The sequence below is a fragment of the Streptomyces glaucescens genome (genome assembly GCF_002154375.1).
Lineage (GTDB): Bacteria > Actinomycetota > Actinomycetes > Streptomycetales > Streptomycetaceae > Streptomyces > Streptomyces glaucescens.
Genome location: NZ_MUND01000645.1, coordinates 1 through 8,452, shown reverse-complemented (window position 1 = coordinate 8,452; position 8,452 = coordinate 1). Strand labels below are relative to the sequence as shown.

Below are 8,452 nucleotides of genomic sequence, written 5' to 3'. Positions count from 1 at the left end.
GGCCGGGCCGGGGTGACGGCCGCCGCGCAGCCGGCGCAGGACGTCCTCCGGGGGAAGCACCTCCGCCGCCCGGTGCACCCCGTGCGGCAGGCGCCCGTCACAGACCGCCGCGGCGGCGAACGCCCCGACCCGACCGGTCAGTTCGGATCCGTCCGGCCCCCGGACCACGACGGTGCGCCGCACCGGCGTGCCGTCCGGGCCCTGGCCTTCGAGGCACCCCCGCAGCAGGTGGTACGGGGTGCGCCCGGCCGCGTCCAGCGCACTGGCCCGGACCAGCTGCCCGGCCCGCGCCCGCAGCTCCCGCCCAGAAAGGCGGCCGGTCCGGGACCGGTTCAGCACATCGAGCACGGCCGTTCCGTCGAATGCGTTGTACCACCGCGCCTCCGCCAGCCGCAGGGCCCGGGCCCTGCTCACCACCTCCCCGGTCAGGAACGGGCAGGCGACCAGCGGTCTCGGCACCCCGGGCAGCCGGTGGTCCTCCTCGGCCCTCAGTGCCCCGGGCACCACACGGCCCCGCCACACCGCCGCGGGCGTGCCGTAACCGCGCTCCATGCTCAGCAGGTAGTCCACGGCCCCGGTGACGGTGAACACGCCGAGGCTCGCGTGGCACCCGGAGAAGCGGCCGCCCGGCCTCAGCCCCCGCGCCAGGAGTCCGGGCAGCAGCCCGGACAGTCCCGGTGCCAGGCCCGCCGACAGCACGACCGTCCGCCCCGGCACCGGGGCGGGGGTCCCGCCGTCGTCCATGACGTCCACGTAGTCCGCGCCCGCGGCGAGGGCCGCGGTGCGCGCCCGGCCGAGCAGGAGGTAGGCGGGTCCGGAGCAGTTGAGCACCGTACGGCAGCCGCGGCTGAAGCCGGCCAGGCTCGCGTCGTCCTCCGCGTCGACCCGTACGGCCTGCGCGGGAACCGGCAGTTCCGCGGCCAGGGCCCGTGCGGCGCCGAGATCCCGCCCGCCGATCCGCAGCCGGAACCGGCCCTCGGCCGCCAGCGCGCGTGCGGCGCTCGCACCGACCGCTCCGTAGCCTCCGAGGATGCCGATCAGGGGTGCGCTCCGCGCGCCTGCCGAGTGCGTCGGGCTCATCCGCGGACGCCCCGGTGCTCGTCCGCCAGCAGGGCGGCCACCGACGCGGCGTGCGGCGGGCGCACACAGGTGAAGTGGTCTCCGGGAACGTCGACGAGCCGGAGCCGGCCGGTGCACACCCGCTGCCAGTAGGCGCCCATGTCGTGGTGCATGCCCGGGAAGATCTCCGCCTCGCCGAGCTGGCGGATCAGTGTGGCGTCCCCCCGGTAGGGGGCGGCGCGGTGCGAGGCGACGGCCACCAGGCTGTGCCGGACGGCACGGTAGATCCGGGCCAGCCGCTCGGGCGAGCCCAGCCGGGCGTCCTCCTGGGGCACGGCGGCGCCGATGGCGCGCAGCCGCTCCTGCTGGGGCCGCGCGGCCAGGGACTCGAACGCCCGCAGCGCCCCGGCCGCGGCCGGGCCGAGCGCGGCGGCGGCCGGTTCGGTCAGGCTGCCCGGCGGCACCCGGCCGCCGTGCTTCTCCGTCACTGCGGCGACCAGCGCGCGGATCGCCGACTCGTCCCGGGGGTAGCCGAGTCCGACGGGGTCGGCCCGCATCATGCGCGCGAAGATGTACTCGGCGAGCAGGTCGTCCTCGACGAGGTAGGGCACGCGGTAGCTGCTGATGATCGACAGCCGGGTCACCTCGCCGCCGGCCGCGGTGATCCGGTCGGCCAGCTCGGCGGCCAGCAGCCCGCCCATGCAGTAGCCGACGAGATGCACCCTGGTGTGTCCGCGGGCCGACAGCACCTCGGCGTAGCGGTCGGCGAGCCGGCCGATCAGGGTCGTGGGGTCGGTGCCCAGGTAGGAGTCGAGGTCGTCGACGACGAGCCCGGCGACTGGCAGCCGCCGGGCGAGTTCCGCGACCAGGGCCCGGTAGGGGGCGACCGTGCCGGTGCCGTCGTGCACCAGCACCAGGGGCGCGGGCGCGGCGCCGGCCGCCCCCTCGGGTCCCGCGGCCAGCTCGACCAGCGGCGACGCCGAACCGGTCCCTTCCGTGGCGCCGTCCGTCCGGGCCGACCGCAGCCGCGCGGCGAGCGTCGCCACGGTCGGCCGGTTGAGCACACTGCGCAGCAGGTCGTCCCAGGTCATCCCGCCCGCTTGCGGGACGCGCTCACGCATCCGGCCGACCAGCTGGGCGACCAGCAGCGAATCCCCGCCCAGGGCGAAGAAGTCGGCGTCCCGGCCGACGGCCGGCACCCGCAGCACCTCGGACCACAGGGCCGCCAGCGCGCGCTCCAGGTCGTCGGCGGGTGCCGCACCGCCCTCCCGGCGTTCCTCGGCCGCCACCGTGCCCGTCCACTCGGCCAGCTTCCGGCGGTCCACCTTGCCGTTCGCGGTGAGCGGGATCCGGTCGACCACCTGGAGTTCCGCCGGGACCATGTACGCGGGCAGCCGCTCGGTCAGGTGGCGGCGCAGCTCGGCGGGCCGCACGGGTGCGCGGTCGGCCTTGAACCGGGCGGCGAAGACCCCCTGGCCGATCTCCGCGAGCGCGCTGCCCTCCTCGGGCAGGCAGACCGCCGTCTCCGCGCCGGCCCGCTCCAGCAGGTCCAGCCACTGGCTCCGGGTGAAGAAGACCGAGCCGTCCGCCGCGCGTTCGTCGGTGAAGCCGGTGAGCCCGTCGTTGAACTCCATGGAGGTCATGGCGCGGCAGGTGTCGCCGGTCGCCTCGACGAAGACCAGCCAGCCACCCGGCGCCACCAGCTCGCCCAGCCGCCGCAGCGCCTCGTCGGCGTCGACCGCGTTGTGCAGCACGTTCGCGGCGAGCACGACGTCCGCCGAGTTGGGCCGCAGCCCCTGGGCCCGGTAGTCCTCGTTGAGGTCGAACAGCCCGAAACGCACCCAGGGGCAGTCCGCGTACGCCTCCTGCGCCTCGTTGAGGAAGAAATGCGACACATCGGTGAACCGGTAGTCGACGGTCAGGTCCCGCAGTTCCGGGATCAGCGCGGCGCTGGTGCCGCCGACCCCGGCCCCGATCTCCAGCAGGCGCAGCGGCCCGGGCAGGCCGCGGGCCGCGCGGCGGACGATCTCGACGACCGCGGCGTTGTTGTACCGGCTGATCAGGTTGTCCCGGTAGGCGGCCGCCGCCGTCTCCAGCCCTCCTTCGGGGAACAGCAGGTCCTTCAGCGGGAGTTCACCGCCGAGCAGGGCCGCCAGATTCGCCTCGCAGTCACGGTGGAAGCGGATCAGCTCCGCTCCCCAGCCGACGCGCGGCTCGAGGGCGTCGATCCTCGCGTGCACGGCCGCGCGGCTCTCCTCGCTCACCCGCCCCGCACCGCGGTAGACCCCCGTGCCGGGGTCCCGCACCAGCCGGCCGTGCGCCGTCAGGGCGGCGAGCCAGCGCCGTACGAGATGACGGTGGTGCGGGGCCGCGCCGCACGCCGCGACGATCTCCTCCGCGGTGTGCCCCTCCGGCGCGCCGGTGAACAGCCCGCGGTCCCGGAACAGCAGGAGCATCGACAGCAGGGCCGATTCCTCGAGGGCCGCGTGCAGGGCGCGTACGTCCGCGCCCTGCCGCGCCTCGTCGAAGCCCGCCGCGCACTCGGCCCGTCGCCGCGCCGCCTCCCGCAGACCGGGGTCCAGGGCGGGGCGTTCGGTGCGCGCCGTCTGGGCGAAGCCGACGAGCGCCCGGGCCGCCCCCTCGCCGCGCACGACCGCGGCCGCCGCGTGCACGGCGGGATGATCCCTGAGCGCCGCCTCCACCTCGGCGGGTTCGACCCGGTGTCCGTTCAGCTTCACCTGGCCGTCGGCGCGGCCCAGGAACTCGATCTCGCCGTCCGGCGTACGGCGGCCCAGATCGCCGGTGCGGTACAGCCGTTCACCGCTGTGCGGGTGCCTGACGAAGCGCTCCTCGGTGCGCTGCGCGTCGCCCAGATAGCCGAGCGCCAGGCCGGCCCCGCCGATGTAGAGCTCACCCGTCACCCGCTCGGGGCAGTCCCGCAGGAGCGGATCGAGCACCCGGACGGTCTGGTTGGCCAGCGGTCTGCCGTACGGGATGCTGCCCTGCCCGGGGGAGACGGTGGTGACGGGGTGGTGGATCGACCAGATCGCGGCCTCGGTCGCCCCGCCCAGGGCGACCACCCGCAGTCCCGGGACGCGCCGCCGGACCGCGTCCGGCAGGGTCACCGGGATCCAGTCGCCGGACAGCAGCGCGAGCCGCAGCCGGCCGGCGGCGACGGAGGGCTGGGTCCTCAGGTACTCGTGCAGCATCTGCATCTGGGCGGGCACCGAGTTCCAGACGGTCACCCCGAACCGCTCGATCAGATCGGCCCAGTGCGTGGGGTCGCCGCGCCGTGCGGGGTCCGGCAGGACCACGGCACCGCCGGCCGAGAGGGGGCCGAAGACGTCGTAGACGGAGAGGTCGAAGCCCAGCTGGGCGAGTCCGAGGACCCGGTCGCCGGCGCCCACGCCGAAGCGGGAGTTGATGTCGTCGACCGTGTTGCGCGCGGCGGCGTGACTGATCATCACCCCCTTGGGGGCACCCGTGGAGCCGGAGGTGTAGATGACGTACGCCAGGTCGTCGGGGCCGCCCGACGCCCGCGCGGGCACCTCCGCGGCCGGTGCCGTCGCGTCGACGGCGACGGTCCGCGTCCCGTCCGGCAGCCGCAGGCCGGGGGCCAGCCACGACTGGGTGAGCACGGTCCGCACCCCGGCGTCCGCGAGCATGGCGTCGCGGCGCAGGGCCGGCTGGGTGGTGTCGACCGGCAGATACGCGCCGCCCGCCAGCAGCACGCCGAGCACGGCGACGATCTGCTCCCACCCCTTGTCCATGACGATGGCGACGCACTCGCCGGGGGTTGTCCCGGCGTCGCTGAGCGCCGTGGAGACGGCCGCCGCACGACGCAGCAACTCCGCGTAGTCCAGGGTGAGTTCGGGGGTGATGACCGCCGTGCGTCCCGGCGTGCGGCGGGCCTGCGCGACGATTTCGGCGTGCAGCGGCCCGAGGGCGCGCGGCGCCCGCGTGGCGTTGGCCCGGGCCAGCCGCTCCCGCTGGGCCCGCGGCAGCCGCACGGGGTCGGCGGCGTCCCACCCGGCGTCCCCTTCTGCCAGCTCGCGCACCAGCTCGGCGAAGGCGGAGAACATGTCCTCGACGACGCCGTCGGGGAACACCCCCTCGCGCACGTCCCAGTGGGCCTGCAGTCCGCCGCCGTCCTCCATGACCTGGCAGTCGATCCAGACCTGCGGCGTCTGCGAGATGCCGTGCACCAGCTCCCCGCCCGGCAGCAGCGGCCGTGCCTCCTCCCGGCCCGAACCGCTGACCGTGCTGGTGAAGGTGACCGGCATCAGTGCCTCGGCCCGGCCGCGGCGCCGGGCGATCTCGCGCAGCACCTCGACACCGGAGCACAGCCGGTGATCCATGTCGTCCCACAAACGGGCCTGCACCGCACGGGTGCGGTCCATCAGCGTCGCGCCTTCGGCGAGGTCGACCGCGAGCAGGCTGGTGGAGCTGAAGTCCCCGATGACACGGTCGACCTGCTCGTGCAGCGGCAGCCGGTTCTGGAGGGTGAGGCCGAGCGTGAACGCGGGCTTCGCGCTCCACCGTCCCACCACCTCCGCGAACGACTGGAGCAGCGCGCCCGAGGCGGTCACCCCCGCCGCGGCCGCCCGCCGGTTCAGCTCCGTCCACTGGGGCGGGGTGAGCCGCGTGCCATGGCGCCGGAAGCGGGGCGGCGCGGCCGGCGCGTCCGTGCGCAGGGGCAGTTCGGGGGCGGGCGGCAGGGAGTCGATCCGGGCCCACCAGTAGTCCCGGTCCCGCTGGTAGCGCACCCCGTCCCGGGCGCCGCGCGCCGCCAGGACGTAGTCCCGGAAGGTCAGTTCGGGCGCGTCCGCGGCAGCGGTGCCCTCGCACAGCGCGTGCAGCTCGGCGAGCAGCACGCGCATGCTGCTGTAGTCGCAGATCAGCAGGTCGATGGCCAGGTGCAGCAGCAGCGTCCGGTCCGTGCGGGTCGTCCGCACCTCGAACAGCGGCCATTGATCGGTCTGCCGCACCTGGTGCGACATCCGGTCGCGGATCTCCTGGACGGCCCGCCGCTCGTCCGCGGCGGAGAGTCCGGTGAGGTCGTGCCGGCGTACCGCGTAGCGCGGTACGGCGGGCAGCACCCGCTGGTGTCCCTCGGCCGAGATCACCGCCCGCAGCATGGGGTGGCGCCGGATGAGCGTGTTCCAGGCGTCCTCGATGCCGTCCGCGTCGCCGTCGGGCAGCGCGAACTCGAGGTAGCCGTGGCAGGCCACCCCGCCGTAGTCGAAGGCGGCGCTGCGGCCGAGCAGATACGCCGACTGGACGTCGGTCAGCGGGAACGGCTCATGGTCCGCCGCGGGGTCCGGCACGAGGGCGGGGCCGATGTCCCGTTCCCTGAGATGGGCCAGCACCGGTTCCTTGTGCTCCCGCAGCCAGGCGAGCCGCTCCGGGGTCAGCGTGCCCCTGGGGGCCCGGTAGCCCAGCCGGCCGGACTCCTCGTACAGGGTGACACCCAGGGCGGTCAACTGCGCCACGTACTCCTCGACACGCATATCGCCGCGTCCCCCATCTCGTCCCGGAGACCACAAGAGGCCTGCGGCGAAGCAGCTTCGCACGCGAAACCTGGCCAGATTCTGGACGTGCTCTCTATGGAACGTGCCGGCGGAAGCAGGCACCGCGCCAGAGGGCGGGCGGAGGCGGCCCGAGGGGGCATCGCGTCAGCCGCTGGCGAGCCCGGATCGAGCGCGATAAGTTCTCTGCCGACTTGGGCCGTCAGGGTAATCCGGAATTCGACATTCTGTTTATAAGGCCGTCGCGGCCGGGCGTCCCCCGCTGTCGGCGAATGCCGTCCGGCGGCGGCTGCCCGCCCGTTCACACCCTGTCTGACCTGCGCATTCAGTGGTCGGGGCGGCGGTTGACGGACGGCTCCAGTGCGGTCCCCGATAAACGATCACGAGCGATCCGATACGAGGGGGTCGAATTTTCGTACGCGTATGATAAGGTCTGGCGGTCCCAGTTGATGAAGGGGGAGTCGAGTGGGAATCGATGTCTTGGTCTTTGATGACCTGCATTTGTCCCGATCCGCACTCACTGCATTGCTCGAGCAGCGCGAGGAGATCAGGGTCGCCGCATCCGTGGACAGCAATCTCGCCGCTCTGGAGTTCGCCGAGTTACATCGCCCGGACGTGGCGATCATCAGCTTCGAAGGCCGAGACAACGAAACGATCGAGATCGCCGAGAAGATAGCGAGCCTGCCGCATTGCCGGACCCTGCTGCTCGCCACCGCGTGCACCCGCTCGGTCGTCCGCCGGGCATTCACCGGAGACATCGCCGGCATGGTCCGGCGCAGTGCCTCGCCCCGCCGTTTCTTCGAGGCCATTCATTTGGTCCACCAAGGAGAGCGGGTCTTCGACCCCGAGCTGACGGTCGCGGCCGTGGCCAACGGAGACTGCCCGCTGACGACACGACAACTGGCGGTACTGGAACATCTCTCCCGCGGCGACAACGTCGTGGAGATCGCGGGGCAACTGTGCCTCTCCGAAGGAACCGTACGCAACTACCTTTCCTCCATGGTCACGAAGCTCGGCGCGCGCAACCGGATCGATGCGTTGCGCATCGCCCGGGACGCGCACTGGATCTGAGCGGGCGGACGGCCGCGGCCGCCACGCCGGTGGCGGAGATCGGTTGGTACCCGCACCCGTAGGTCCGGCGAACGGGCCCTGCCGAGCTGACTCGTGAGTCACTTGACCGCACCCACGACAGCAGACTACCGGCACACCGAAGCTCCGTCGGGCGAAGGGGACTCGAGAAGGTCCCGCTTCCCCGGCGGAGCTTCTTCGCGTGCCCCCGGCCGCCCCGCTCCGCGCCTGTCCATGCGGCGTTGCGGCCCCGCCGGGGCCGGGGCCCGCCCCGCCGCGGGGCACGCGGCGACCCTCGCCGGGACCGCGCCCAGGGCGCCGGCGACGGCGCCGCGGGCCCGCCCCCGGCGAGACCGCACCCGGCCTGTCAAGCATTAATTTCTCCGGTCCCTCCATGAAAAACACACAGGGACGAATGTGGAGTGAACCTGTCTTGATGTGATCGCCGACTGCTAACGTCGAGAGCGCTTCTGGGGGTCCGGGCAGAGGGGGACTGGCGGATTATTCGTGGTTATTCACAAGTACTTGGAACGAGGGCATGCGCCGGTCGCCGGCGTGGTTATTCCGCCGGGGGAGATGGGTCGTGCCGTATCAAGCCGAAGCTGCCGGTAGTACGTCCTGGGAGAAGGTAGCGGATTCCATCGAGTTCATTCCTGCCGAGTATTCGGTGAAGTCGCAGCCGGAGTCGGTCGCGCGGGAGATGCTCGGGTGTGAGCCGGGGGATGTGGACCGGCTGGTCGGGGCGGGTCTGCCGTTCGAGGAGCGGGCCGGGGAGCGTTATTTCGACGCGAATGACC

4 protein-coding genes are annotated in these 8,452 nt (G+C 73.5%); 2 read left to right on the top strand and 2 right to left on the bottom strand.

Annotated elements, in window-relative coordinates:
- A partial coding sequence (locus tag CCN42_RS33950) for a saccharopine dehydrogenase NADP-binding domain-containing protein (RefSeq protein WP_086741278.1) occupies positions 1-1,080 on the bottom strand: 1,080 nt, incomplete at its 3' end.
- Positions 1,077-6,569, bottom strand: a complete 5,493-nt coding sequence (locus CCN42_RS33945) for a non-ribosomal peptide synthetase (protein WP_086741277.1) — start codon at positions 6,567-6,569, stop codon at positions 1,077-1,079. The genes CCN42_RS33945 and CCN42_RS33950, both read right to left, overlap by 4 nt.
- Before the next feature lie 483 nt (positions 6,570-7,052).
- Here CCN42_RS33945 and CCN42_RS33940 point away from each other — a divergent pair, with 483 nt between their 5' ends.
- Both CCN42_RS33940 and CCN42_RS33935 read left to right on the top strand, forming a co-directional pair.
- Entirely contained in the window at positions 7,053-7,658 is a 606-nt protein-coding gene (locus CCN42_RS33940) for a response regulator transcription factor (RefSeq protein ID WP_086741276.1), read from the top strand.
- 580 nt (positions 7,659-8,238) lie between these two features.
- The coding region (locus CCN42_RS33935; RefSeq protein ID WP_143662112.1) for a hypothetical protein at positions 8,239-8,452 on the top strand (214 nt) is incomplete at its 3' end.